22 protein-coding genes are annotated in these 24,504 nt (G+C 40.6%); 5 read left to right on the top strand and 17 right to left on the bottom strand.

The annotated features are described in order from the left end of the window. The first annotated feature begins 6 nt into the window (after window positions 1-6). Window positions 7-687, top strand: a complete 681-nt coding sequence (locus tag WNY98_RS00600; protein ID WP_024599301.1) for a hypothetical protein — start codon at window positions 7-9, stop codon at window positions 685-687. Window positions 688-835: 148 nt separating this feature from the next. Then, complete coding sequence (locus WNY98_RS00595; RefSeq protein WP_342876836.1) at window positions 836-3,409, top strand: M1 family metallopeptidase; 2,574 nt, start codon at window positions 836-838, stop codon at window positions 3,407-3,409. Between the two features lie 75 nt (window positions 3,410-3,484). Here WNY98_RS00595 and WNY98_RS00590 read toward each other — a convergent pair whose 3' ends face one another. Both WNY98_RS00590 and WNY98_RS00585 read right to left on the bottom strand, forming a co-directional pair. Then, complete coding sequence (locus tag WNY98_RS00590; protein WP_007579906.1) at window positions 3,485-3,850, bottom strand: hypothetical protein; 366 nt, start codon at window positions 3,848-3,850, stop codon at window positions 3,485-3,487. A gap of 76 nt (window positions 3,851-3,926) precedes the next feature. Further along, complete coding sequence (locus tag WNY98_RS00585; protein ID WP_342876835.1) at window positions 3,927-4,802, bottom strand: hypothetical protein; 876 nt, start codon at window positions 4,800-4,802, stop codon at window positions 3,927-3,929. A gap of 157 nt (window positions 4,803-4,959) precedes the next feature. Between WNY98_RS00585 and WNY98_RS00580 the strand changes: the two genes are divergently transcribed. The 3 genes from WNY98_RS00580 (at window position 4,960) to yjjG (ending at window position 7,155) form a co-directional block, all read left to right on the top strand. Further along, entirely contained in the window at window positions 4,960-5,859 is a 900-nt protein-coding gene (locus tag WNY98_RS00580) for a phosphoribulokinase (RefSeq protein ID WP_024599298.1), read from the top strand. 62 nt (window positions 5,860-5,921) lie between these two features. Next, window positions 5,922-6,467: an inosine/xanthosine triphosphatase gene (gene yjjX, locus WNY98_RS00575; RefSeq protein ID WP_342876834.1), complete on the top strand. Its 546-nt coding sequence runs from the start codon at window positions 5,922-5,924 to the stop codon at window positions 6,465-6,467. Window positions 6,468-6,480: 13 nt separating this feature from the next. Next, the gene (gene yjjG, locus WNY98_RS00570) at window positions 6,481-7,155 is read left to right on the top strand and encodes a pyrimidine 5'-nucleotidase (protein ID WP_342876833.1); all 675 of its coding nucleotides are present in this window, start codon (window positions 6,481-6,483) and stop codon (window positions 7,153-7,155) included. Window positions 7,156-7,235: 80 nt separating this feature from the next. Here the strand turns inward: yjjG and lpxC are convergent, their stop codons facing one another. The 15 genes from lpxC to rsmH form a co-directional block, all read right to left on the bottom strand. Further along, on the bottom strand, window positions 7,236-8,147 hold the full coding sequence (gene lpxC, locus WNY98_RS00565; RefSeq protein WP_024599295.1) for a UDP-3-O-acyl-N-acetylglucosamine deacetylase: 912 nt from the start codon (window positions 8,145-8,147) through the stop codon (window positions 7,236-7,238). 106 nt (window positions 8,148-8,253) lie between these two features. Then, complete coding sequence (gene ftsZ / locus WNY98_RS00560) at window positions 8,254-9,498, bottom strand: cell division protein FtsZ (protein WP_294113944.1); 1,245 nt, start codon at window positions 9,496-9,498, stop codon at window positions 8,254-8,256. A 21-nt stretch (window positions 9,499-9,519) separates the two neighbouring features. Next, complete coding sequence (gene ftsA, locus WNY98_RS00555; protein WP_007582937.1) at window positions 9,520-10,752, bottom strand: cell division protein FtsA; 1,233 nt, start codon at window positions 10,750-10,752, stop codon at window positions 9,520-9,522. Next, the gene (locus tag WNY98_RS00550; protein ID WP_024599293.1) at window positions 10,749-11,528 is read right to left on the bottom strand and encodes a cell division protein FtsQ/DivIB; all 780 of its coding nucleotides are present in this window, start codon (window positions 11,526-11,528) and stop codon (window positions 10,749-10,751) included. The genes ftsA and WNY98_RS00550 overlap by 4 nt, the downstream gene beginning before the upstream one ends. A 1-nt stretch (window position 11,529) precedes the next feature. Further along, on the bottom strand, window positions 11,530-12,450 hold the full coding sequence (locus tag WNY98_RS00545; protein ID WP_342876832.1) for a D-alanine--D-alanine ligase: 921 nt from the start codon (window positions 12,448-12,450) through the stop codon (window positions 11,530-11,532). After that, on the bottom strand, window positions 12,447-13,898 hold the full coding sequence (gene murC, locus WNY98_RS00540) for a UDP-N-acetylmuramate--L-alanine ligase (RefSeq protein ID WP_024599291.1): 1,452 nt from the start codon (window positions 13,896-13,898) through the stop codon (window positions 12,447-12,449). Before murC ends, WNY98_RS00545 begins: the two co-directional genes overlap by 4 nt. Further along, entirely contained in the window at window positions 13,899-14,975 is a 1,077-nt protein-coding gene (gene murG, locus WNY98_RS00535) for an undecaprenyldiphospho-muramoylpentapeptide beta-N-acetylglucosaminyltransferase (RefSeq protein ID WP_342876831.1), read from the bottom strand. It lies immediately after the preceding gene. Then, window positions 14,972-16,147, bottom strand: a complete 1,176-nt coding sequence (ftsW, locus tag WNY98_RS00530; protein ID WP_024599289.1) for a cell division protein FtsW — start codon at window positions 16,145-16,147, stop codon at window positions 14,972-14,974. Before ftsW ends, murG begins: the two co-directional genes overlap by 4 nt. Continuing rightward, a complete protein-coding gene (gene murD / locus WNY98_RS00525; RefSeq protein WP_342876830.1) occupies window positions 16,144-17,478 on the bottom strand; it encodes a UDP-N-acetylmuramoyl-L-alanine--D-glutamate ligase in 1,335 nt (444 codons plus the stop codon). Before murD ends, ftsW begins: the two co-directional genes overlap by 4 nt. Further along, window positions 17,479-18,561, bottom strand: coding sequence for a phospho-N-acetylmuramoyl-pentapeptide-transferase (gene mraY / locus WNY98_RS00520; RefSeq protein ID WP_024599287.1), 1,083 nt, complete (start codon window positions 18,559-18,561; stop codon window positions 17,479-17,481). It abuts the gene before it with no gap. Next, a complete protein-coding gene (gene murF / locus WNY98_RS00515) occupies window positions 18,561-19,943 on the bottom strand; it encodes a UDP-N-acetylmuramoyl-tripeptide--D-alanyl-D-alanine ligase (protein ID WP_342876829.1) in 1,383 nt (460 codons plus the stop codon). Before murF ends, mraY begins: the two co-directional genes overlap by 1 nt. Next, window positions 19,940-21,418 (bottom strand): UDP-N-acetylmuramoyl-L-alanyl-D-glutamate--2,6-diaminopimelate ligase, encoded by a 1,479-nt coding sequence (gene murE / locus WNY98_RS00510; RefSeq protein ID WP_342876828.1) that lies wholly within the window; start codon window positions 21,416-21,418, stop codon window positions 19,940-19,942. The genes murF and murE overlap by 4 nt, the downstream gene beginning before the upstream one ends. Continuing rightward, complete coding sequence (locus tag WNY98_RS00505) at window positions 21,411-23,228, bottom strand: penicillin-binding transpeptidase domain-containing protein (RefSeq protein ID WP_170071690.1); 1,818 nt, start codon at window positions 23,226-23,228, stop codon at window positions 21,411-21,413. The genes murE and WNY98_RS00505 overlap by 8 nt, the downstream gene beginning before the upstream one ends. Then, window positions 23,225-23,551 carry a cell division protein FtsL gene (gene ftsL, locus WNY98_RS00500; protein WP_342876827.1) on the bottom strand — a complete coding sequence of 109 codons (327 nt, stop codon included), beginning with the start codon at window positions 23,549-23,551 and terminating at the stop codon, window positions 23,225-23,227. Before ftsL ends, WNY98_RS00505 begins: the two co-directional genes overlap by 4 nt. Continuing rightward, window positions 23,548-24,486, bottom strand: a complete 939-nt coding sequence (gene rsmH, locus WNY98_RS00495) for a 16S rRNA (cytosine(1402)-N(4))-methyltransferase RsmH (protein WP_076923708.1) — start codon at window positions 24,484-24,486, stop codon at window positions 23,548-23,550. Before rsmH ends, ftsL begins: the two co-directional genes overlap by 4 nt. Between the last annotated feature and the right edge of the window lie 18 nt (window positions 24,487-24,504).

Here is a 24,504-nt window from a genome sequence, read left to right as displayed (position 1 = left end):
ATTACGTTGAAAACCCATCTTGGTCGCCGCCCCTTTTCCGCCATGGAACTGCACACCCTTTATAATGGATATATATACGGTGATTTTAAAGTTGCACGAGAGCAACCAAAACACTGGCACTTTTGGCTCCCTTTAATTGCGTATTATAGCGGTGCTTATAGCGATGAGATTGGTTACTTAACGCTTGATGATCTGTCTCTTGAAAAAAATGTCTTATGTTTTAATTTTTATACCCACGGTAAAATTAAACCTCGTTTAGTTCCAGTACATCAAGCTCTTATAAATGCTGGATTTAATGAATATATAACATTCATCAAATCGCAAAACCAACACCGATTAATGTTCGACTTACCCGCTAAAACTGGCAGGTACAGTGAAAAAGTACGTATTTGGTTTTCAGGTGAAGGTGAGCGAGCCGGTTACCTGCAAAAATGTGATATACCAAACGTAGATCAACTCGGTATGAAAACAGCAATAAGCAGTCTTCGTCTTAACTTTGAGCAACAAGTGCGTATATACGCCCTGCAAGCTAACTCTAAAGACACATTTAATTATTTAATGGGCTTTAACGAGTATCCACATGATGTGTTTAGCGATACTCACTTATTAAATACCGTTGTCCAACAAATACGTATTATTAACTCACACCTGCATTGGCAGCGTTTTATAACACGCGAAAGCCACTGACAAACTTTGTTACTATTTCCCTTTAAAGTCACCGTTATAATCAATTACTCTATTTAAAAAAACTGTTAGGATATCTAACCCCCTAATTATATGAGCATAAAAAAGCCTATTTAGGGTAGTTTCTAACAACAACAATCTAGGGATCACTATGTTTCTTAAAAGCCTCTTAACAGTGAGCGTTGCTTTGGCAATGGGTGCTGCAAACGCTAACGAATTCGTTATTGAAAAACTCGCAAAACCAAGTTCACAACAGGTCTCGTTAACACTCGACCCGAGCCAAGATACATTCACAGGGATGACTGAGATTTCCCTAGAAGTACTAAAGCCAACAAAATACATTGAGTTAAATGGCGTAGCTTACGCTGTTAAAATGGCGCAACTGCTTGGTGATGAAAACTGTGATTTAAACAATGAAATGCTTAAAACAGGTAAAGTTAAATTTAGCTGTGATGAACAAATTCAACCAGGTAAATACACACTTAAAGTTGATTTTTCAGCGCCATATAACCGTCAAAGTGTTGGTTTATACAAAACATTAGACCAAGGCACACCTTACTTATTTACTCAATTTGAAATGAGTGATGCACGCCGTGCATTTCCTGTTTTTGACGAGCCAAGTTACAAAATTCCATTTCAGTTAACGATTACTGCGCCTACATCACAAAAAGTATATTCAAATACGCCAGAACTAAAAACAACGGTTGATGGCGATATGACCACACACTTTTTTGATAAAACACCGCCAATCCCTTCATACCTAGTGGCAATGGCCGTTGGCCCATTTGAAGAATTAGAAATTAAAGGCATGCCAATTCCTGGTCGTGTAATTACGCCACAAGGTAAAATTCACTTAGCCCAATACGCAAAAGAAAATATGCCAAAAGTACTAGGCGCACTTGAAGCGTATTTTGGTATTCCTTACGTTTACAAAAAATTAGACTCAGTAGCGGTACCAGAATTTCCATTTGGCGCAATGGAAAACTCAGGCTTAGTTACCTACAGAGAAGATATTTTATTGGTTGATTTAGCTGCCGCAACACGTAGTAAAAAACAACGTAATGTATCAATTATTGCTCACGAACTTGCTCACCAATGGTACGGTAACTTAGTAACCATGAAATGGTGGAATGACTTATGGTTAAACGAAGCGTTTGCTAGCTGGATGGCTGCAAAAATTACTAAGCAGCTTAACCCTGAGTTTGAATCGCACCTAGACTTGCCACAAAATAACGTGATGGCACTTGATGCACGTTTAAGCACTAAGCCTATTCGTAAGCCAATTAAAACCGAAGCCGACATTATGGATGGTTTAGGCCTTGCTTACAGTAAAGGCAGCTCAGTACTTGCTATGGTTGAAAACTGGATTGGCGAAGATGCATTTCAAAAAGGCATTCAAAGCTACTTAAAAGAGTTTTCGTACAAAAATGCTGAAGCGGCTGATTTATGGGAAGCACTAGGCAAAGCATCAAACAAAGATGTAGCAAGCGTTTTAAAATCGTTTATTGAGCAATCCTCTTTCCCACTAGTTAAAGTGACTCAACAAGGTAGCAAAGTAACTATTTCACAAAGCCGCTTTGTAAATGCAGGTGTGGATGCGCCAGAGCAGCTATGGAATGTACCGGTTGCAATTAAGTATGGTGCTGGCGATAAAGTAAAAACAGCAAACGTATTACTTAATAAACAAAGCCAAACGCTAGACTTAGACTTTGAACCAGAGTGGATTTATCCTGACCAAGGTGCACTAGGCTACTATCGCTGGGTAATGGATGACGCACAATTTAGCGCACTTGTTAAAAAAGCGCCAAGCGTACTGAGTGACCGTGAGCGTTTAGCGTTACTATCGGCTACTGATGCACTACTTGATGCTGGTGTTATATCTGCTGCTAAGTTAATGCAAACACTTGAAGTGTTCGTAAGCGATAGCCATCCTCGCGTAGCAAATACCGCACTAGGTTACTTAGTATCGCAACAACGTACTTTTAAAGACGATAGCAATAAAGATTTATGGCCTGAATTTATTCGTAATGCGGTAACGCCTGCGGCTAAAAAATATGGCCTAGAAGCTAAAGCGGGAGAAGATGGAGCTATTGCACAACTTCGTGCAGCCGTTGTATCGCGTTTAGGTTTTGATGGTGAAGATCAAAACGTCATCAAAAAGGCAAAAGAACAAACACAAGTTTATTTAAATGATCCACAAAAAGTAGATCCTTATTTAGCGGGTACGTACTTAACTCTTGCTGCTTTTCATGGTGACAAAGCGCTGCTTGATCAGTTCATGACAACGTTTAAAACCACAAAAGATCCACAAGTACGTACTAACATGCTTGCTGCAATGGGCTTTTTTGGCAAACCTGAGTTACAAAAAGCGGTATTAGCTTATAGTTTAACGGATGAAGTAACGGCATCTGACATGCGCACTATTTTGTCAGGTCAAAGTTATACAGATGAGCGCCAAGCGTTATTTATTGACTGGGTTTACAGTAACTACGATAAAGTAACAGCAAGCTTACCGCCGTTCTTTATTCCTAACTTACCGTACTTTACAACTGCAAGCTGTAATGCAGAAAGCCTAGCTAAAACAAAAGACTTTTTTAACGAAAAAGTAGCTGATGTAGCAGGTTACGCTCGTACATTAAGTAAGCTTGAAGAAAGCACAAACGACTGTATTGCGCTTAAAACACGCGAACTTGAATCGGTTAATAGCTTCTTAAAAAGTAAGTAACTCTTAGTTATTAAGCTATAAAAATACAAAAGCCGCTGAATATAAATTCAGCGGCTTTTTACGTTTTATATAAAATTAGTTACCAATAATCATAGTTAGCTTGGCTATAAAGTCTTTTGCTGCTTGCTCAGAATTTATTTTAAATGCCACGCCATAGTGAATAGGTTGGGCGCTTTTAAAAATACGCGTAGGAAAGCGTGTCATCTCGCTGCTATGAAAGTACCCTTGAGCACGCGTTACGCCATCAATATCACTAAAATCATCACTAAACACTTCAAATGCGGGGCGAATTACTATTTTACCCTTGCCACTTTCGCTGTGGGTATAAAATGCTTCTTTAGAGTTTACTAACATGTACTCTGCAATATTTTTAATCTTAAAATTACTTCTACACTGTAATTTAATAAGCTGTTCTGTCAGCTCGTCTGCACTATAAGCCACGTGTAATCCCTATTAGTTAAATTTACGCATTAGATTAACGCATACACACAATAAAATCTGAATTTATTTGTCTACTTTACTTCGTTATATCACATACAAAAGCGAGTTTTTCATTGTTGAAACTCATTCTTGTTATATTTGTTTCGCAGTAAGTGCTTAAATTAAGCCATTGCGATACTTCGTCACTGCCCTCAAGCTTGCGTTGATAAACGCGGTTCTTAATTGCGTAAGCGATAGTTGCATCATCTTTCAAAATAAAATCTTGAACTTGAGCCGGCAATCTTAGTAAGTCTTCAACTTGTTTATCTTGTGGATTAAAACTCGCTAAAATGTGTTGCTCGTTTTTAGTGTAACTAAATAAAAATGTAGCCGTCGCGTTATTATAAATAAGTGTTCGGCCAATATTGCTGGCAGCTATCTTTCCCTTTGCTTCTTCAACTGATGTATATTGAAGGGTATGAGGCTTTCCTAAAATAAACATCACTAAATCATTTTGAACGCCCCAAGCATGGTATCCAACAGGCTCAATCCAATCAAAAATACGACTTGGCGCATCTTCGTTTTTACGTGGGTATCGCCACAACTTTTGTTTACCATCCGCCTCAACAACAATCGCTGATACTGCATCACCACTAGGCATAACAGTTGGTGAATATTCGCTTACGGGAGAGTTACTGATATTAGTTACTTGTTTTGATGTTAAGTCATAATAAGCAATATCGGTTTGGCTCTGCCCATCTGTAATGACCTCATGAGTAAAATATAAACCGTCGCTTGTTAAGTATGGTTGGTTGTTATAACTATTTTTATCACTCACTATATTAACTTGTACCCCATAAGGCGTATTTAAATCAGCAAGTAATACTTGGCTTTTTGGCATGCTAGCCTGCGCCATAATTGGGCTAAGCACTGCTATAGAAAATACCCCAAGTAATGGTTTAATAAGTTTCATGCTTTCTCTCGTTTTAATTTTAAGCACCTCATGATAACGTTATTTGCTGATGACGTCACTTGAGCTAAGTCAGTCAACTCTTAAGATACCCAAACGACTTAAAATAATGTTAAGTTTAGTCTGGTTATAAAACCTGGTCCTAAAAAAGAGAATTAACATGTCAGCTAAAAATCCTATTATTGCGATTACGGGTTCGTCTGGTGCGGGTACAACCACCACAACCAATGCAATTAAACATATTTTCCGTAGCCTTAATATTGAAGCGGCTTTTATCGAAGGAGATAGCTTTCATCGTTACACTCGCCCTGAAATGGATAAAAAAGTACGTGAAGCGCAACAAGAAAATAAACACATTAGTTACTTTGGCCGAGAAGCAAATGATTTTGGTTCTTTAGAAGCGTTGTTTGAAAACTATAGTGAAACAGGCCAAGGTAAGTTACGCCGTTATTTACACACCTTTGATGAAGCCGTCCCATACAATCAATTACCGGGTACATTTACTCCTTGGCAAGACCTTGATAGCAATACCGATATTTTGTTTTATGAAGGATTGCACGGCGGCGTAGTTGATCAAGATGTAGACGTTGCAAAGCATGTTGATTTATTAATAGGCATGGTGCCTATTATTAACCTTGAATGGATTCAAAAATTAATACGCGATACATCCGAACGAGGCCATTCTCGCGAAGCGGTTATGGGTTCAATTGTGCGCAGTATGGATGACTATATAAATCATATTACCCCGCAATTTTCTCGTACCCATATTAATTTTCAGCGAGTGCCTACTGTTGATACCTCAAATCCATTTAGCGCCAAAGATATTCCATCACTCGATGAAAGTTTTGTAGTTATTCGCTTTAGAGGAATTGATGATGTTGATTTTCCTTATTATTTACGCATGATCGAAGGCAGTTTTATGTCTCGTATAAATACACTTGTAGTACCAGGCGGTAAAATGGGCTTAGCTATGGAGCTTGTGCTTACCCCATTGATTAAAGATATTATTTTGAAAAAGCGTGCACTGGAAAATCTAGCTCCTCTCGATTTGCCTATTTAACTCCTCTTCTAAGATTGAGCCAACTCACGTACACTGCTGATTTTACTCAAGGTGAGATCAGCATGTCACAACAATTAAAAATTATTGTCGGTTCTAAAAATCCTGTAAAAATAAATGCCGCTAGACATATTTTTACTATGTATTTTCCAGAATGTATCATTGATTGTGAAGGTGTGAATGCTCCCTCAGGCGTGCCCGATCAGCCTATTGGCGAAGACGAAACACGTATTGGCGCGCAAAACCGCGTAAATTATTGCAAAGAGCACCACCAAGCTCACTATTACGTTGCAATGGAGGGCGGTGCTGAGCAATTTAGCTATGGTGCAGCAACCTATGCTTACGTAGTTGTTGATAATGCGTTAAATCAAGTTGTAGGGCGTAGTAGCAACCTTCCTCTACCCCAAGTGCTTTATAATGCTTTACTTAAAGGTGAAGAACTTGGTGATGTAATGGACAAAGCATTTAATACCACCAACGTTAAACAAAAAGGGGGCGCTATTGGTCTACTTACAAACAATCATGCCACTCGGGAAAGTACCTACACACAAGCACTCACTTTAGCTATGGCGCCTTTTTTACACCCTGAGCTATACAGCCAAACAAATTAATTTAGGAAGTTTAATGAAGTACAACTATGTATTGTTTGATGCAGACGAAACCTTATTTAGGTTTGATATTTTAGAGGGCATGACTCGTATGTTTAAAGCTTACAACGTAGATTTTAGCCAAGACGATTATATTCATTATCAAAAAACCAATAAGCAGCTGTGGGTTGATTATCAAGATGGCACTATTAGCGCAGATTACTTACAAGTAACTCGCTTTAATGAATGGGCCGCAAAGCTAAATGTGCCAGCAAAAGAACTAAACGATGCTTTTTTAGATTCTATGGCACAAATTTGCGAGCCATTACCCGGTGCTATTGAGCTTTTAAATAAACTTAAGCCGCACGCTAAGTTAGGTATTATTACTAACGGATTTGCCCGCTTACAAACCGTACGTCTTGAGCATACTGGCTTAAAAGATATATTTGAATGGTTAGTTATATCTGAGCTTGTAGGTATAGCAAAACCGAATAAAGCGATTTTCGAGCACACATTTGAGCTAATGGGTAACCCAGATAAATGCGAGATACTTATGGTAGGTGATACAGCGGCAAGTGACATACTTGGCGGCAACAATGCCGGTATTGATACTTGCTGGTTACAGCACCCTGGTGAGCGATTAGCCGACGGAATAAAGCCAACCTATACAGTAACTAATTTAAATCAGTTACAAACTCTTTTAGAGTTATAATAAAGTAAATTTTACGCAAAAAAATGACGCTAATAAGCGTCATTTTTTATAACTGTTTTTCGAGCTTCGCTATAACGCTTTTAAGCGTGGGCTAACTCAAGACCGGGTGCAGGCATCGTCACAGGCGTTTCAAATGTTGCCCACTCCCATGCTGACTCTGTTGCCATAATTTTACGAAGTAATTTATTATTTAAATCATGACCTGACTTAAATGCAGTTACTTTGCCTAAAAGGTTATGGCCTGTCATAAACATGTCACCAACACAGTCTAATATCTTGTGCTTAACGAACTCGTCGCTATAACGTAAACCGTTAGGATTTAAAACTTTGAATTCATCAAGTACAACTGCACTATCCATGCTCCCACCTAGCGCTAGGTTGTTTGCATGCATGTATTCAATATCTTTCATAAATCCAAAAGTACGCGCACGGCTAATTTCTTCAATAAAGCTTTGCGTTGTTATATCCAACCCAATACGTTGGCGACTTTCATTGATAGCAGGGTGGTTAAATGCAATTTCAAAGTCGATATGAAAACCATCATATGGTTCAACTTCAGCCCATTTACCATCTTCTTCAATGCGTACTTTTTCTTTAATACGAATAAAGCGTTTAGCAACGTTTTGCTCTTCAATTCCGCCTTTTTGTAACAAATATATGAATGGTAATGCACTACCATCCATAATCGGCACTTCTGAGCTGTCTAATTCTACAATTAGATTATCAATGCCCATTGCAGCAACAGCTGCAATAAGATGCTCAGTAGTCGATAAGCGAACACCATCTTTGTTAATTAAACAGGTACACAACTGCGTATCACCAACGGCTTCAGGTGTTGTTTCAAAATCAACAACCGGATCAAGGTCGACACGACGAAATACAATCCCAGTATTTGCGCTCGCAGGTCGGAGAGTTATTGTGACCTTCTCACCTTTATGAAGTCCAATTCCTATGGCTTTGACTACTTCTGCAATCGTACGCTGTTTAATCATAGGTATGCTCACTTTTAAATCAGTTACAGTTATATGGCGGAGTTTAACATAAATCCTTTTGCCTTTCAATATTCGTACATATTTCAAACAAAAGTATTATTTAATGTTAATCAGCCTGCTTACGTAAAAAAGCGGGGATATCAAAATAATCACCACCTTCTGATTTATCCACTTTTTTACTATTTTGCGCTGAAGAACTTGAACTGCTCGAACTAGTTGAAGGCGCTTTTTCTTTGCTTTGCGCTTGCTCTTTAGCAGTGTTTTCTTCAGTGTTTGTATCTTGGCTTGCAAAGCTTGGTACGTACATACTGCTCGTTTGGTTTGATGTGCTTGCAACATCAGAACCTGATGCTTTTTTAAAGCCGTTATCAACAATACCAAACTGTGGACGACGATCGCCGCCTAAACCAGTTGCAACAACCGTTACACGTAGCTCATCAGTCATTTCTGGGTCGATTACCGCACCAACAACAACCGTTGCGTTTTCTGACGCAAGTGCTTTAACGTGATTACCAACAATTTCAAATTCTTCAATCGCAATGTCCATACCTGCGGTAATATTAACTAATATGCCTTTAGCACCTGTTAAATCAACGTCTTCTAGTAGTGGGCTTGAGATAGCCGCTTCTGCTGCTTCTTGTGCACGATCAGGACCTGACGCAGACGCCGTTCCCATCATTGCAGTACCCATTGCTGACATTACGGTTCTAACATCGGCGAAATCCACGTTAATTAAACCAGAACGTGTAATTAGCTCTGCTATACCTTGTACCGCACCAAATAATACGTCATTAGCTTTAGCGAAGGCATCTAGAAGTGTAGTCCCTTTTCCTAAAACTTTAAGCAATTTATTGTTCGGAATTGTAATAAGTGAATCTACAATTTCTGACAATTCATTAATGCCTTGTTCAGCGGCTGCTGCACGTTTTTTACCTTCAAAATCAAAAGGACGTGTTACAACTGCAACAGTTAAAATACCTAGCTCTTTTGCTATTTTAGCAACTACCGGTGCTGCACCAGTACCTGTACCACCGCCCATACCTGCTGCAATAAAGACCATATCGGCGCCTTCAAGGCTGGCACGAATTGTATCTGCATCTTCTTCAGCCGACTTACGGCCTACTTCAGGGTTTGCGCCCGCACCCAACCCAGAGGTTATTTGCGTGCCTAGCTGAACTGTAATATCGGCAGCAGAGTTACGTAATGCTTGCGCATCCGTATTAGCGGCTATAAAACGCACGCCTTCTATTTGTTGTTTTACCATGTGCTCAACAGCGTTACCGCCACCACCGCCCACGCCGATTACTTTTATTACAGCTTCTTCGCTGTGTTGTTCCATTATATCAAACATGTTTACTCTCCGACTTGAGTCTTAAAACTCGCCTTGGAACCATTTAGTAATGCGGTTCCACCAATTATTGTTATCCTCTGCTTTCGACTTTTGTGCATTCATCGATTGCATGGTACGCCCGTATTGTAACAAACCAACAGCGGTTGCGTACGAAGGATCATCTACATAGTCTGTCAAACCAACCATCCCGATTGGTTTGCCTATTCTTACTGGCATTTGAAAGATGTCTTCTGCCACTTCCATCGCGCCAGTCATTTTAGCAGTTCCGCCTGTAATAACGAGACCTGCCGCAATTTGGTCTTCTAAGCCTGAACGACGAATTTCTTCCATCGCAAGCTCAAATAATTCTCTAAAACGAGGCTCTACCACCTCAGATAATGTATGGCGCGACATTAACCTTGCTGGTCGTCCGCCTACACTTGGTACTTCAATTGTGTCTTCGCTACTGGCCATTTGGCTACTAGCACATGCGTATTGTACTTTGAGTGACTCGGCATGTGATATAGGTGTGCGAAATATTTTTGCAATATCACCAGTAACTTGGTTACCCGCCACTGGAATAACCGCAGAGTGACGAAGTGCACCATTAATATAAATGGTGATATCCATAGTGCCGCCACCAATATCAAGTACTGCAACACCTAGCTCTTTTTCGTCATCTGTTAGTACAGAATAACAAGACGCTAATGCAGTAAAGATAAGCTGATCGACTTCAAGACCACAACGCTCTACGCATTTCTCGATATTTTTTGCCATATCGTTTGAGCACGTAATAATGTGTGCACGCGCTTCCATACGAACACCGCTCATGCCTAATGGGTTTTTAATCCCCTCTTGCATATCGATGCTGTACTCTTGCGGTAATGCATGCAGCATTTTACGCTCTGCCGAAATAGGCACAGAACGCGCAATATGAATTACATTTTCAATGTCTTCGTCAGTGACTTCGGTGTTATTAATTGCCACCACGCCACTTTCGTTTTGGCACTGTATGTGTTTGCCAGAAATCCCCAAATACACAGAGCTAATACGACAATCAGCCATTAACTCGGCTTCGTCTATTGCTCGGCGAATAGACTCAGACACTAAGTTTAAATCGTTAACGCCGCCTTTATCCATACCATGAGATACTTGGCTGCCCACACCAACAATGCTGAGCTTGTTATCTGCGGTGATTTCACCTACCGTGGCAACCACTTTCGAGGTGCCAACGTCTAACCCTATTACTAGGTTTCTTTCTGCTGACTTAGTCATGCCTTACTCTTATTTTGTAATTGTTCTTCTTGCACTGGCTTAAAGCTTACTGCAAGGCCGGTATCATACCGTAAATCTATTGTATCTACTTGTGCATCTGCACGTTGTTCCATTCGTGGGTAGACGTCTATAAAACGTTGCACACGCTTGGCTTTATCTTTACGTCCTAAATTTAAACGTATTCCGTTATCTAGCCATAATTGCCACGAAAAGCGCTCCGACAATGCCAAACTTGTTAACGTTAAGCCGTTAACTTTTAGCATTTCATCAAATTGCTTAAAAGCAATCCACGCTTCTTCTTCGCTGCCTTCTGGGCCGTATAACTGCGGTAAATCATCATCTAACTTATCGCTGCTGGCTTGAAATGCTTGACCACTTTGGTTGAGCAGTAAGTCGCTATTCCAATGTGCTACTACTTCATGTTCAACTACATATACTTGTATAGTATCAGGCCATTGTTTACGTACCGAAGCGGTAGCAACCCAAGGTAAATCTTGAACTAGTTGCTGCACATGTTTTACATCTAATTCAAAAAAACTACTTAAATCGGCATTTTTAATCGCTTTTATAATTGCCGTTTCATCAGTGTATTTAGGCTGCCCTTGCACTGTAAGGTGCTTGATTTGAGCATCTTTGTTTTCAACTAACCAATCCGATACGCCTGTCGTAATTTGCACTAAACCAATTACAACTATCAGAAAAAAACTCACACCAAAAATCAGAGACCAATTAAGCTTCAGTTTGATTTCTTGAGCTTTTTCTAAAAGGGGATGCATATTAAAGCGTTTGCTCTAAAATGCGAACAACTAATTGTTCAAAAGTTGCCCCATTCGCTTTTGCAGCCATTGGTACTAAAGATTTTTCAGTCATACCTGGTACTGTATTTACTTCAAGGAGATAAAAATTACCTTGCTCGTCTTGCATCGCATCAACACGGCCCCAGCCGCTTGCGCCCACTAAATCAAAAGCATCTAGTGAGATAGCCTGTAAGTCCTTAGTATCTTGCTCTGACAAATCTGCAGGGCAATGATACTGCGTAGTATTTGATTGATACTTAGCTTGGTAGTCGTAAAAGCCATTTGGTGTCGTCATTTCAATGACTGGTTGTACTTCGTCGCCAAGCACTGTGATTGTAAACTCACGACCAGTGATCCACTGCTCTACAAGCACTTGGTTATCAAACTTAAATGCATTAGCTAATGCATCTTCAAGTTCTTGTACTGTACTTGCTTGCGCCATACCTATGCTTGAGCCTTCGTGCGATGGCTTAACCATTACCTTTTTAAACTCACCCATAATAGCTGCAGCATCAAAGCCTTTTTTGGCATCAACTACGGCATAAGGTGCGGTGCTTAATCCCGCTGATTTAAATAAGTGTTTACAACGTACTTTATCCATAGCAAGTGCTGAACCTAGTACATTACTGCCCGTGTAAGGCAAGTTCATAAATTCAAGCGCACCTTGTACAGTTCCGTCTTCGCCACCACGCCCATGCAAAGCAATAAAAACACGCTCTACATTTAATTCTTTTAATTCCCACAAAGAACGACTTTGTGGGTCAAATGCAATTGCATCAATACCACTATTTTGCAGTGCATTTAAAACAGCTTGACCCGATCGTAAAGACACTTCACGTTCTGCTGAGTTACCACCTAGCAGTACCGCTACTTTACCAAATTGTGTGTTTACCTGAGTCATACTTCACCTTGCTTAAGTTTTTCTATCGACATACCCGTCGCAGCTAATGTTTTAACTAACTGACCTATATTACCAGCGCCTTGAGTTAATACTAAATCATTATTTTGTAAATTTGCGGCCAAAACGCCAGCAAGCTCTGCATTTGTTGCCACATGCAGCGGCTCTTTGCCACGTTGACGAAGGCTACGGCATAAGCTTTTGCTGTCTGCGCCAACAATTGGATCTTCACCAGCGCTATACACATCAAGCAATAGCAACTGATCTACATCAGCAAGTACTTTCACAAAATCTTCGTATAAGTCGCGTGTACGAGAAAATCTATGAGGTTGATATACCATTACTAAACGCTTATCTGGCCATCCTTCACGTACTGCTGCAATTGTTGCTGCAACTTCTGAAGGGTGATGCCCGTAATCATCAACTAACATCACATTGCCACGCTCGTTTTCAAATTCACCATAGTGTTGAAAACGACGACCAATACCTTCAAACTTCTGCAGCGCTTCTAAAATTGCATGGTTCGCAATGTTTTGATCTTTTGCCACAGCAATTGCAGCGGTTGCATTAAGTGCGTTATGTCTACCTGGCATATTCAACGTGGCAGTTAAACACTCACCTTGCTTGTTAGTTACTGTAAATGTGCATGTATTAGCTGATTGGCTAAAGTCGCTCATGCGATAATCAGCATCCTTAGATTCACCATACGTGATAACTGGGCGACCAAAACGCGGTATTAGCTCAGCAGCAACTTCAGAGTCAATACATACAACAGCTAAACCATAAAACGGCAAGTTATGAATAAAATCCACATAGGTGTCTTTCATCTTTTCAAGACTACCACCGTAAGTATCCATGTGATCTTCTTCGATATTTGTGATCACCGATACCATTGGCTGTAAGTGTAAAAACGACGCATCGCTTTCATCTGCTTCTGCAATTAAAAAATCGCTTTTACCTACTTTTGCGTTACTACCTGCGCTGTTTAATAAGCCACCAATAATAAACGTTGGATCAAGGCCTGCTTGTCCATAAATGCTTGCAATTAAGCTCGTTGTTGTTGTTTTACCATGCGTACCCGCAATGGCTATACCGTGACGAAAACGCATTAGTTCAGCAAGCATTTCTGCACGGCGTACAACCGGAACTCTTGCGGCTTTAGCTGCGATAATTTCAGGGTTTGTTTCATCAATCGCGCTTGAAACAACCACTACATTGGCATCTTTCACGTTATTTTCATGATGGCCAATAAATACTTCAGCACCGGCTTTAATTAAACGATCTGTCATAGCGCTATGAGCAATGTCAGAACCTGTAATACGGTAGCCTTCAAATGCGAGTACTTCAGCAATCCCGCCCATACCAGCTCCACCAATACCGATAAAGTGGATGGTTTCTATTCGGCGCATTGCAGGGCGTGTATGCTTTTCTTGTACTGATATCTCTTTCACTTATTTTCTCTTATTTGTTACTTGCTCACAGTGCGTAGCTACGCTTGCTGTGGCATCTAAAATGGCTTGTTTTTTTGCATTTGTAGCCATTTCAGTAATTAATGAAGGTTGGGCTAAATACGGGCTTAATAGTTCAATAATTGATTGTTTATCAAACTGTTCTTGCGGCATTAATAATGCCCCATTCGCCATTACCAAATACTGTGCATTCGCTGTTTGGTGGTCGTCCACCGCATGAGGAAACGGGACAAAAACAGCCATTTTACCTGCCGCTGCGATTTCGCTAACAGTTAACGCACCTGCACGACAAACAACAATGTCAGCCCAGCTATATGCTGCGTCCATATCATCAATAAATTCAGCTATTTTTGTATTACCGCCCGCTAAACCATGCGCTTTATAAGCTGCTTCTACAGTGGGTAAATGACCTTTACCTGTTTGATGCCAAACATTTATTGGAGCTGTATTACTAAGGCCTTTAAATGCTTCTGGTAACGTCTGATTAAGCACTTGTGCACCAAGCGACCCACCAACCACTAAAATATTAATAGGGCTTGATACATCGCGTTTGACTATATCCATTACACTTTGACGTACTGGATTACCTACTAGTTCAGCTTGTCCTTGTGCAAACGCACTTGGAAATGCTGCTAATACGCGTGTAGCAAACTTAGCAAGCCATTTATTGCTCATACCGGCTACAGCATTTTGCTCGTGAATAACCAGCGGGATACCTAAACTTTTTGCTGCAATTCCCGTTGGACCCGTAACATAACCGCCCATTGCAAGTACTACATCCGGGCGCTGTTCTTTCAATACCTTACGCGCCTGCAATATTGCATTAAGTACCATGAATGGGGCTTTAATGAGACGCTTTAACCCATTGCCACGAACACCTTTAACATTAATGAAATCAATATTAATGCCATGCTTAGGAACAACACTTGCTTCCATTCGATCTGGAGTGCCAATCCAGCTGACTTGCCAGCCCTGCTGCTTTAAATAATCGGCCACTGCAATGCCAGGAAAAATATGCCCGCCAGTTCCACCAGCCACTACTACTAATTTTTTACTCATCGCTTACCTCCGCGTGAGGTGGCTTGTTTGGTTGCCATTTTGGTTTCAAAATCTACGCGCAATAAAATACCCGTGGCAATCGTCATAATTAACAAGCTTGAGCCGCCATAAGAAATAAACGGCAGGGTTAAACCCTTCGTTGGTAAAATACCCGCGCTTGCACCTACATTCACCATGGTTTGAAATGCAAACCAAATACCAATGGCAAACGAAAAATAGCCTTCGTATTCCTTACCGCATTTAAGCGCTTGTTGACCTATTAATAAGGCTCTAAATACTAAAGTAGCTAATACCGTTAAAATACTTACAACGCCTATTAAGCCAAGTTCTTCACCTATAACGGCAAAAATAAAATCGTTATGCGCTTCAGGTAAATATTGTAGTTTTTGTACACTGTTACCTAAGCCTTGACCAAACCAACCACCTTGGCTATACGCCATTAGTGATTGCACCAACTGATAACCTTTACCAAAAGGATCATCCCAAGGGTCTAAAAAGCCTACAACACGCGCCATTCGATATGGTTCAACAATAATTAGTAATACAACCAAACCCACGCCAGTTAAAATAAGTACAAAAAACTGCCATAACTTAGCACCAGCTAAAAACAGCAAGCCAACCGTTGTTACAAACATAACAACTACTGTGCCTAAATCGGGCTGTAGTAAAATAAGCAATGCATACACTGCAAATACTGCTATTGGCTTTGCAAAGCCTTTAATATTTTCTTGTACTTCTTCACGTTTTCTTACTAAGTAGCCAGCTATATAACTAAAAAAGTATAACTTAGCGGCCTCAGCAACCTGAAAACCAACAGGCCCAATAGGTATCCATCGTTTAGCGCCGTTCACTTCACGACCAATAATCAATACTGCTATTAATAGCACCATACCCAGTATTAATAGGTAAGGGTTTGAACGTTTCCACCACTCCATTGGCACGCAAACGCTTATCCAAAAAAGAACAAAAGCCATCGCCAAAAACATGCTGTGGCGAATGGTAATATGGTACGGGTCATCAAATAGTCGCTCTGCGGTGGGCATTGATGCACTGGTTACCATGATAAAACCAACACCAATTAGCATTATTACGCAGTATAATAGCGGCACATCGTATAACTGCCCTGAAGGCTTAGGTGTTAACGCATCTCTAATATCGGCAAAAGCAATCATGATTGCCCTGCCATTACACACTGAACGAAGTCATCACCGCGTTGCATATAGTTGTTATACATATCAATGCTGGCACATGCGGGTGCTAATAAAATAATATTGCCTGTACTACTAAGTACTTTGGCCAAAGTAACGGCTTCTTCCATATTGTTAGTTAAATAACTCTTGTTGGTAATCGCAGCTAAATCACTTGCATCTTTGCCAAAACAAATTAATGCTTTTACATGCTGTTTTATGTAAGGTTTAAGCGCATTTAAATCAGCGCCTTTAGCATCGCCACCAGCAATCACAATCAGATTTTCACCGTCACTTGCTAAACTATCTATTGCAGCAATGCTTGCTCCAACATTGGTAGCCTTTGAATCGTTAAAATACTTTACACCGTTAAGCTCAGCTATAAATTGGCAGCGATGAGCCAACCCATTAAATTGACCTAACGCATTTTTATATTGCTCTTTGCTTACTTCAAACGGACTTAAGAGCGCCATTACTGCAAGCGTATTTAAATAATTGTGCTTACCCACTACCGCAAGTGTATCAACAGGTAACAAGGCATCGCCTTTAACCATAAAGTGAGTTTCACCATTGTGCTGCGCTAAATGGTAATCACCTTGTTGAGCACCAAAGCTAATTAGAGGAGCCGTACCGCGCTCAACAGGACGTGTTTGAATGTCGTCAGCATTGACAACAATAAGCTCTGCGAACTTATAAATACTAAGCTTTGAGTCTATATAAGCTTGGTAACTGTCATAGCGGTCAAGATGATCTTCAGACACATTTAATACCGTTGCACTTACTGGTTTTAAACTCGTTGTGGTATCTAACTGAAAACTCGATAACTCAAGTACATACACATCAAAATCATCACTAAGTAAATCAAGTACCGCAGTGCCAATATTTCCACCTAATGCAACTTTGTAACCGGCTTCTTTTAACACTTCATAAGCAAGTGTAACTACGGTTGATTTACCATTAGAGCCCGTTACTGCAACGACAGGTTTTGTATTAATGCGCGCAAATAACTCAACGTCACCAATCACTTCAACACCTGCGTTAATTGCATTTGCAACAGCTGGTATTTTTAAGCTAAGCCCAGGGCTTATAATAATCATATCGCTTGAACAAAGCTCTGCGTCATCCAAATTACCAAAGTGGGTATCTAGAGTTGGCGCGTGCTCTTTTAACCAATCAATCCCCGGCGGGGTTGCTCGGCTATCAACGACCTTGGGGGCAAGGCCATGAGACAATAGAAAACGCACAATGCCCAGACCGGTTACACCGAGTCCGAGCACTGTTATTTGTTTGTTTTTTATCTCGTTTAAATACTGCATTTATCGAATCTTTAAAGTAGCTAAGCCAGTAAGCACTAGCACAACAGAAATAATCCAAAAGCGCACAATAACGCGAGGCTCTGGCCAACCTTTTAATTCGTAATGATGGTGAATTGGCGCCATTCTAAAAATGCGTTGTCCCCGTAATTTATACGACCCCACTTGTAATATTACCGATAGCGCTTCCATTACAAATACACCGCCCATAATAATAAGCAGTAACTCTTGGCGTACTAAAACAGCAATAATACCTAATGCGCCACCAAGTGCTAATGAGCCAACATCGCCCATAAATACTTGTGCTGGGTAAGTGTTAAACCATAAAAAGCCAAGCCCTGCGCCCACAATGGCAGTGCACACAACCACAAGCTCACTCGCTAGCGGTAAATGTGGAATATGTAAGTAAGCCGAAAAGTTAATATTACCTGTTAAGTAAGCAATAATTGCCAATGCCGCAGCCACCAAAATAATTGGCACAATCGCCAAGCCATCTAAGCCATCGGTCAGGTTTACAGCGTTTGATGTACCTACTATCGCAAAATACGTAAGTACGATATAAAACAAACCTAATTGCGGTAACACGTCTTTAAAAAATGGAACAACGAGTGATGTTTCAGATGCTTGTGCACTGGTAAAGTACAAAGCAGTAGCAACAACTAATGCAATCACCGATTGCCAAAAGTACTTCCACTTAGCAATTAAACCTTTTGGATCTTTACGAATAACTTTACGGTAATCATCAACAAAGCCAACAATACCTAAAGAGCCAATTACAAACAGTGTTGCCCACACGTATTTATTTGATAAATCGGCCCAAAGTAGCGTGCTGGTAAAAATAGCCGCTAAAATAAGTAAGCCACCCATAGTCGGTGTACCCGACTTAGACAAATGCGATTGCGGACCATCGTCTCGAACTGTTTGGCCTATTTGCATACGTTGCAAACCACGAATTAACTTAGGCCCTAAATAAAGAGACATAATTAGCGCAGTTAAAATACCTAAAATGGCACGTAGCGTTAAATACGAAAAAACATGAAAACCACTAAAATACTGTGTTAAATACTCTGCCAGCCAAACTAACATTATGATACTCCATTGATGGCTTGTTGCTGGCCATTAACTAAATCGGTTACTAATAATTCCATGCGAGAACTGCGCGATCCTTTCACTACTATTGTTGTTTTAGTATTCACTTTATTAATACTTTCTTGAATTTTTTGCTGCATCTGTTCACGACTCGAAAAGTGACGATTAGGGAGTTCAAACACATCACTTGCGTATTTACTTAACACACCTAATGTAAATAACTCATCAATCCCTTGCTCAAGTGCATACTCGCCAACTTCTTGATGGTACTTACGTGCATCTTCACCTAGCTCACCCATGTCTCCGAGTGCTAAAATGCGGTGACCTTGCATATCACTTAACAAGTCAATCGCAGCCTTTACCGACTTAACATTGGCATTATAGGTATCATCAACCACGGTGAGTAAATCAGACACTTCAATTAAATTAACGCGCCCTTTTACATCACCCATAGTGGCAAGTGCATTGGCTATTTCTTCAAGGGTTACATCAAATTCACTGGTCAGCGCCGCAGCGATAAGTGCATTACTAATATTATGCTTACCAGGTAGTGCCAAAGTAACAGGCACTTGCTTGTTTTTAGTGCAAAGCGTAAAGCTTGCACGTGCATTGGCATCAAGCGTGATGTTCTCTGCCCAAATGTCTAGTTTTTCGGTTGTAGAAAAGCGTTTAACATTACGCCCTTCAAGTTTATCTAACCAATACTGACTAAATTCACTATCGCAATTAACAATGGCAACACCGTCATCTTTTAGGCCATCAAAAATCTCACCTTTAGCTTTTGCAACCCCCATTAAACTACCAAAACCTTCTAAGTGAGCTGCTGCAACATTACATACAACGGCCACATCTGGTTTTGTCATTGCCGTTGTGTAAGCAATTTCACCTAAGTGATTTGCACCTAGCTCAATTACTGCAAAACGATGTTGAGGCTCTAAGCGCAATAACGTAAGTGGGACGCCAATATCGTTATTAAAATTACCTTTAGTAGCTAATACATCACCGTGAACCGACAAAATTGCCGCACACATTTCTTTTACAGTTGTTTTGCCTACACTACCTGTAATTGCAATTGCTTTAGGCGCAACTTGCGCCATAACAGCAGTGCCAATTACACCAAGTGCAATACGAGTATCGCTCACTATAAATTGTGGAATATCTACATCTACTTTATGCTGAACAACAACGCCAATCGCGCCTTTTTGTTTAGCCTCAGCTATAAATTTATGCCCATCAAAATTTGGCCCTTTCAGTGCTAAAAACACTTCGCCATCGCACACTGTACGAGTATCAGTATTTATATTAAGCACGTGTTGATTATCACCTTGATAATCGGTTGTTAGCACATTAGCTAACCAATCAAAATCCATTGGGATCATTGTGTTATCCCTCTTACTGCTTTTTTTAGTTGTTCTTGTACATACCGGCGATCGCAAAAGTCGATTCGCGTATCACCTATAATTTGATAATCTTCGTGGCCTTTACCTGCAATCAAAATAACGTCATCAGCTGTAGCGTTTTCTATAGCAAAACGAATTGCAGTTGCTCTATCAGCCTCTAAATGTGCATTTTGAGGATGGGTTAAACCGCCTGCTACATCTGCAATAATGTCATCAGGGTTTTCTGAGCGAGGGTTATCACTGGTAATAATAACTTTATTAGCGTTTTGCTCTGCAGCTTGCGCCATCAATGCACGCTTACCTTTATCTCTGTCGCCACCACAACCAAATACACAACTTACACCACCTGGCACATGCAGCTGCAATGCTTGTAATGCAAGTGCAAGTGCATCGGGTGTATGTGCGTAATCAACAACACACGTTGGCATGCCAGCTTGACTAAATGCTTGCATTCGACCAGCTACTGGCTGTAACTGCGCACAACCTGCAACTAATTGCTCAAGCGGATAACCAAGCCCTAGTAATGTAGCGATCGCGGCCGTTAAGTTATATAAGTTGAATTCGCCAAACAGAGGCGATTTAATCGACATATCACCCCAACTAGTCGATAACTGCGCCGAAATACCGTCACTTGAATATTCAACATTAGAAAAATAAACGTACTGAGCATTCTTAGGGGCTAAGTTTTTGCGGCCATAACAAACTAGGTTATTAAAGTCATACTTTTCAAGCCATTGCTCAGCTTGAGCATCATCTTGATTAAGCACTACAACCTCTGGCTCAAAGTCACGGAAAAGCATTAGTTTCGCATCACCGTAACTTGCCATATCACCATGGTAATCTAAGTGATCGCGCGAAAGATTAGTAAACACAGCCGCTTTAAACGCGCATTTAGCAACGCGCTGCTGCACTAACCCATGAGATGACACTTCCATAGCTACCAGCTTTTTATGCTGCGAATTTAAATCGCTCAAAATATGCTGTAAATCAACCGTTGAAGGTGTGGTATTAATCAGTGGAATTAAGTTATCAGGATGACCATAACCTAAAGTGCCTATAATAGCCGACTCAGTACTACAAAATTGTGCTAAGTGGGCAATCATAGCTGTGGTCGTCGATTTCCCATTTGTACCTGTCACACCAATTAAATCAAGAGCCTGACTTGGCTGGTTATAAAAGCGACTTGCTAATTCTGGAAGCTTTTTATCAAGCTCCGAAACTAAATATAGTGGCTCAAAACTTGTTTCAAATTCACATAATCTGTCAGCAATAATAGCTGTTGCGCCATTTTCAATTGCTTTACTAATAAATTGTCCGCCATCAAGTGCATGGCCTTTAATTGCAACAAATACATCACCTGGCGTTACTTCACGACTATCTAGGCGTAAATGTTTTACCAGTTGCGAGGGCGCATCTATTTCGATGTATTTTAAAATATCCTTTAAATCACGCATCGTTATCTTTACCTTGTACGTATGCAACCTCTTCCTTGTCAGGCGCTACGTTTAATATTCTTAATGCGTTAGAGATGATTTCTGCAAATGCAGGGCCAGCGGTGGCACCTCCATAGTACACATCACCGCCTGGTTCATTAATCATAACTACCACGGCTAAACGAGGATTACTTGCTGGCGCTACACCTGCAAAATAACCTACATATTCATCACCATAACCACCTGCTACGGCTTTTTTAGATGTACCTGTTTTACCAGCTGCACGATACCCATCAACTTTTATGTTGCGAGCAGTACCGTCTTTTTCAAATACACTTTCCATCATGTGCACTACGGCTTCTACGTCTTTTTGTTTAAAAATACGTTCGCCTTCAGGTATATTATCTTGCTTTAAAATAGTCAGTGGTCGATTAACTCCACCGGCGCCTAACATGGTATAAAAGCGCGCCATTTGCGCAGTACTTACCGAAATTGCATAACCAAATGATAAAGTTGCAATTTCAAAGTCAGACCAACGACGATTTGGATAAAACAAACCGCTGCTTTCACCTACCATTCCAGTACCGGTGTCACTGCCAAAGCCTACTTTTTGATATAAGCCAACAAGGTAATCTTTAGGCACTAACTGAGTAACCTTCGCAACTCCCATGTTTGAGGAGTACTTTAATATTTCGCGCAGTGTTAGTTCGCCGTGATTACGAGTATCTCTGACTAAACTACCACCTAAACGCATCCAACCTGGGTAGGTATCAATCGTGTCATCTGCCTGAATGGCGCCGTAGTCTAGCCCAGCCAAAATGGCTAGAGGCTTAACAGTTGAGCCTGGTTCAAACAAATCTGTAATTGCGCGGTTACGACGCTTATGAGGTGCAGCATCGCTTAAGTTGTTTGGATTAAATGAAGGGCTATTTACCATTGCCAGTACTTCACCGGTTTTAACATCAACTACCATAGCTGAGCCCGATGTGGCTTTATAAGTCAATACAGCTGATTTTACAGCCTTGTACGCAATAGCTTGAATTCGTTGATCAATACTTAGTTCTATGCTTTCTGGCTCTACACGTTCACGTTCGTCAAGTACTTCTACCTCACGCCCTTGTGCGTCTTTACGAATGGTACGGCGGCCTTCCTCACCCGTTAAAGCGTTTTCGTAGAGCTTTTCAATGCCTTCAATGCCTTTGCCATCGATATTGGTAAAACCAATAACATGCGCGGTAACTTCACCTGCAGGGTAGTAGCGTTTAGATTCATCTAGTAAATGAATACCTGGTAGGCGTAAATCACCAATATAATTTGCTACAGCAGGAGTAACTTGGCGCTTTAAATACACAAAGCGACGCGAAGGATCGTTTAAAAGTCGAGAATTAATCTTTTTAGGATCAATACGCAGCACATCTGCAAGCTCACGCCAGCGTAAATCGTTTTTATAATAAAGTGCAGTACGCTTATCAAGCTCAGCAGTGTTTTCAGTTAAAGATAAGTGATCTTCGCCGCTTTTGCGTGCTTGTTTGATTACTTTAGAAACAAGCGATTTATGTAATGCTTTAGGATCAGCATATACACTTACCACAGGCACACTTACCGCTAATTCTTTACCATTACGGTCAAAAATCATTCCACGTTGCACATGCAGTTTTTCAACACGTACCGTGCGCTTATCACTTTCTGAACGGGCTTTATCGGGTTCTATCACTTGTAAATAAGCAGCGCGAGATACGAGTGTTACAAACACCATAAACACAACTGTACACACCAGCATAAAGCGCCATGTGATTAAATTAGTGACTGGTTTTTTGCCTCTATTTCTCATTGTACTATTATTACCTGCTCATCTTGACTCGTAGGTCGTTTCATTTTTAATTGTGATATAGCAACTTCTTCAATGCGTGCATGTTGCGAATAAAATTCTTCCTCAACAAGTAAGTAGCGCCACTCTAAATCGAGTTCATCACGTTCTTGTAATAATTTATCTTGCTTTATAAGTTGCCCACGAGCTAAATGTGTTGTTTGCACAACAGCTAAACTAGAAGCGAATATCACAACCAACAAGGCCGAGGTTAGCTTGTTAGCACCTAGGCCTTTTAATATTTCAAAGAATAAATTGGGTTGACGATAGCTCGCTTTTTTACTCATCCCAACCTCTGTGCAATCCTAAGTACAGAACTACGAGAACGTGGATTACGCTCTACTTCAACAGTACTTGGCTTAATAGCCTTACCCACTGCTTTTAAAGTCAGGTTTTTATTTATTTGTGCATCAGTTAAAGGCAGACCTCTGGGTAACACTTCTCCCCTACTCTGTTTTCTAATAAACTGTTTTACAATACGATCCTCTAGTGAGTGAAAAGAAATCACCACTAAACGACCGCCTGGCTTTAGCACTTTAACTGCAGACTGTAGCGCTGTTTGAATCTCTTCAAGCTCGCTATTAATGTAAATACGAATCGCCTGAAAAGTACGTGTTGCAGGGTGCTTAAACTTATCTTTTACCGGTACTGCTTCATCAACAAGGTCAGCAAGTTGCTTTGTTGTTGTAATTGGCGTGTGCTCACGAACTTCGAGTACTTTGTGTGCAATGCGTTTACCAAACTTTTCTTCGCCCAGTTTTTTAATTACGTGGGTAATATCATCTAACTCGGCTTCTGCTAACCACTGTGCTGCACTACGACCTGTTGTTGGGTCCATGCGCATATCAAGTGGCCCATCTTTCATAAAACTAAAGCCACGCGCAGCGTCATCAAGTTGTGGCGACGAGACACCAATGTCTAATAAAATGCCATCCACTTTACCAATTAGATCGTTCTGCTCAGCTACTTCGTATAGATTTGAAAAACGAGTATGTGCAATCGCAAAACGTGGATCATCAGCAAATTTTTCGGCTGATTTTATCGCTTGTGGATCTTGGTCAATTGCTTGCAGGCGACCTTCATCACCAAGGCGTGCTAAAATTTGTCCAGAGTGGCCGCCACGTCCAAACGTACCATCCATGTATATACCGTCTGGCTTAATTGCGAGGGCATCGATGGTTTCGTCCATTAATACGGATACGTGTTCAAATTGCGCTGTCATTAGCTATTATTTGCCTTT

The sequence above is a fragment of the Pseudoalteromonas sp. AS71 genome (genome assembly GCF_038900275.1).
Classification (GTDB): Bacteria; Pseudomonadota; Gammaproteobacteria; order Enterobacterales; family Alteromonadaceae; genus Pseudoalteromonas.
Note: the sequence above shows the minus strand (reverse complement) of the source record. Positions and strands in the feature narration are given on the sequence as shown.

What these genes read in the sequence shown, in the direction of transcription:
- WNY98_RS00595 (WP_342876836.1), top strand. Translation starts at nt 836, where the DNA reads ATGTTTCTTAAAAGCCTCTTAACAGTGAGCGTTGCTTTGGCAATGGGT.
- WNY98_RS00585 (WP_342876835.1), bottom strand. Translation starts at nt 4,802, where the DNA reads ATGAAACTTATTAAACCATTACTTGGGGTATTTTCTATAGCAGTGCTT.
- WNY98_RS00580 (WP_024599298.1), top strand. Translation starts at nt 4,960, where the DNA reads ATGTCAGCTAAAAATCCTATTATTGCGATTACGGGTTCGTCTGGTGCG.
- yjjX (WP_342876834.1), top strand. Translation starts at nt 5,922, where the DNA reads ATGTCACAACAATTAAAAATTATTGTCGGTTCTAAAAATCCTGTAAAA.
- yjjG (WP_342876833.1), top strand. Translation starts at nt 6,481, where the DNA reads ATGAAGTACAACTATGTATTGTTTGATGCAGACGAAACCTTATTTAGG.
- lpxC (WP_024599295.1), bottom strand. Translation starts at nt 8,147, where the DNA reads ATGATTAAACAGCGTACGATTGCAGAAGTAGTCAAAGCCATAGGAATT.
- ftsZ (WP_294113944.1), bottom strand. Translation starts at nt 9,498, where the DNA reads ATGTTTGATATAATGGAACAACACAGCGAAGAAGCTGTAATAAAAGTA.
- ftsA (WP_007582937.1), bottom strand. Translation starts at nt 10,752, where the DNA reads ATGACTAAGTCAGCAGAAAGAAACCTAGTAATAGGGTTAGACGTTGGC.
- WNY98_RS00550 (WP_024599293.1), bottom strand. Translation starts at nt 11,528, where the DNA reads ATGCATCCCCTTTTAGAAAAAGCTCAAGAAATCAAACTGAAGCTTAAT.
- WNY98_RS00545 (WP_342876832.1), bottom strand. Translation starts at nt 12,450, where the DNA reads ATGACTCAGGTAAACACACAATTTGGTAAAGTAGCGGTACTGCTAGGT.
- murG (WP_342876831.1), bottom strand. Translation starts at nt 14,975, where the DNA reads ATGAGTAAAAAATTAGTAGTAGTGGCTGGTGGAACTGGCGGGCATATT.
- ftsW (WP_024599289.1), bottom strand. Translation starts at nt 16,147, where the DNA reads ATGATTGCTTTTGCCGATATTAGAGATGCGTTAACACCTAAGCCTTCA.
- murD (WP_342876830.1), bottom strand. Translation starts at nt 17,478, where the DNA reads ATGCAGTATTTAAACGAGATAAAAAACAAACAAATAACAGTGCTCGGA.
- mraY (WP_024599287.1), bottom strand. Translation starts at nt 18,561, where the DNA reads ATGTTAGTTTGGCTGGCAGAGTATTTAACACAGTATTTTAGTGGTTTT.
- murF (WP_342876829.1), bottom strand. Translation starts at nt 19,943, where the DNA reads ATGATCCCAATGGATTTTGATTGGTTAGCTAATGTGCTAACAACCGAT.
- murE (WP_342876828.1), bottom strand. Translation starts at nt 21,418, where the DNA reads ATGCGTGATTTAAAGGATATTTTAAAATACATCGAAATAGATGCGCCC.
- WNY98_RS00505 (WP_170071690.1), bottom strand. Translation starts at nt 23,228, where the DNA reads ATGAGAAATAGAGGCAAAAAACCAGTCACTAATTTAATCACATGGCGC.
- ftsL (WP_342876827.1), bottom strand. Translation starts at nt 23,551, where the DNA reads ATGAGTAAAAAAGCGAGCTATCGTCAACCCAATTTATTCTTTGAAATA.
- rsmH (WP_076923708.1), bottom strand. Translation starts at nt 24,486, where the DNA reads ATGACAGCGCAATTTGAACACGTATCCGTATTAATGGACGAAACCATC.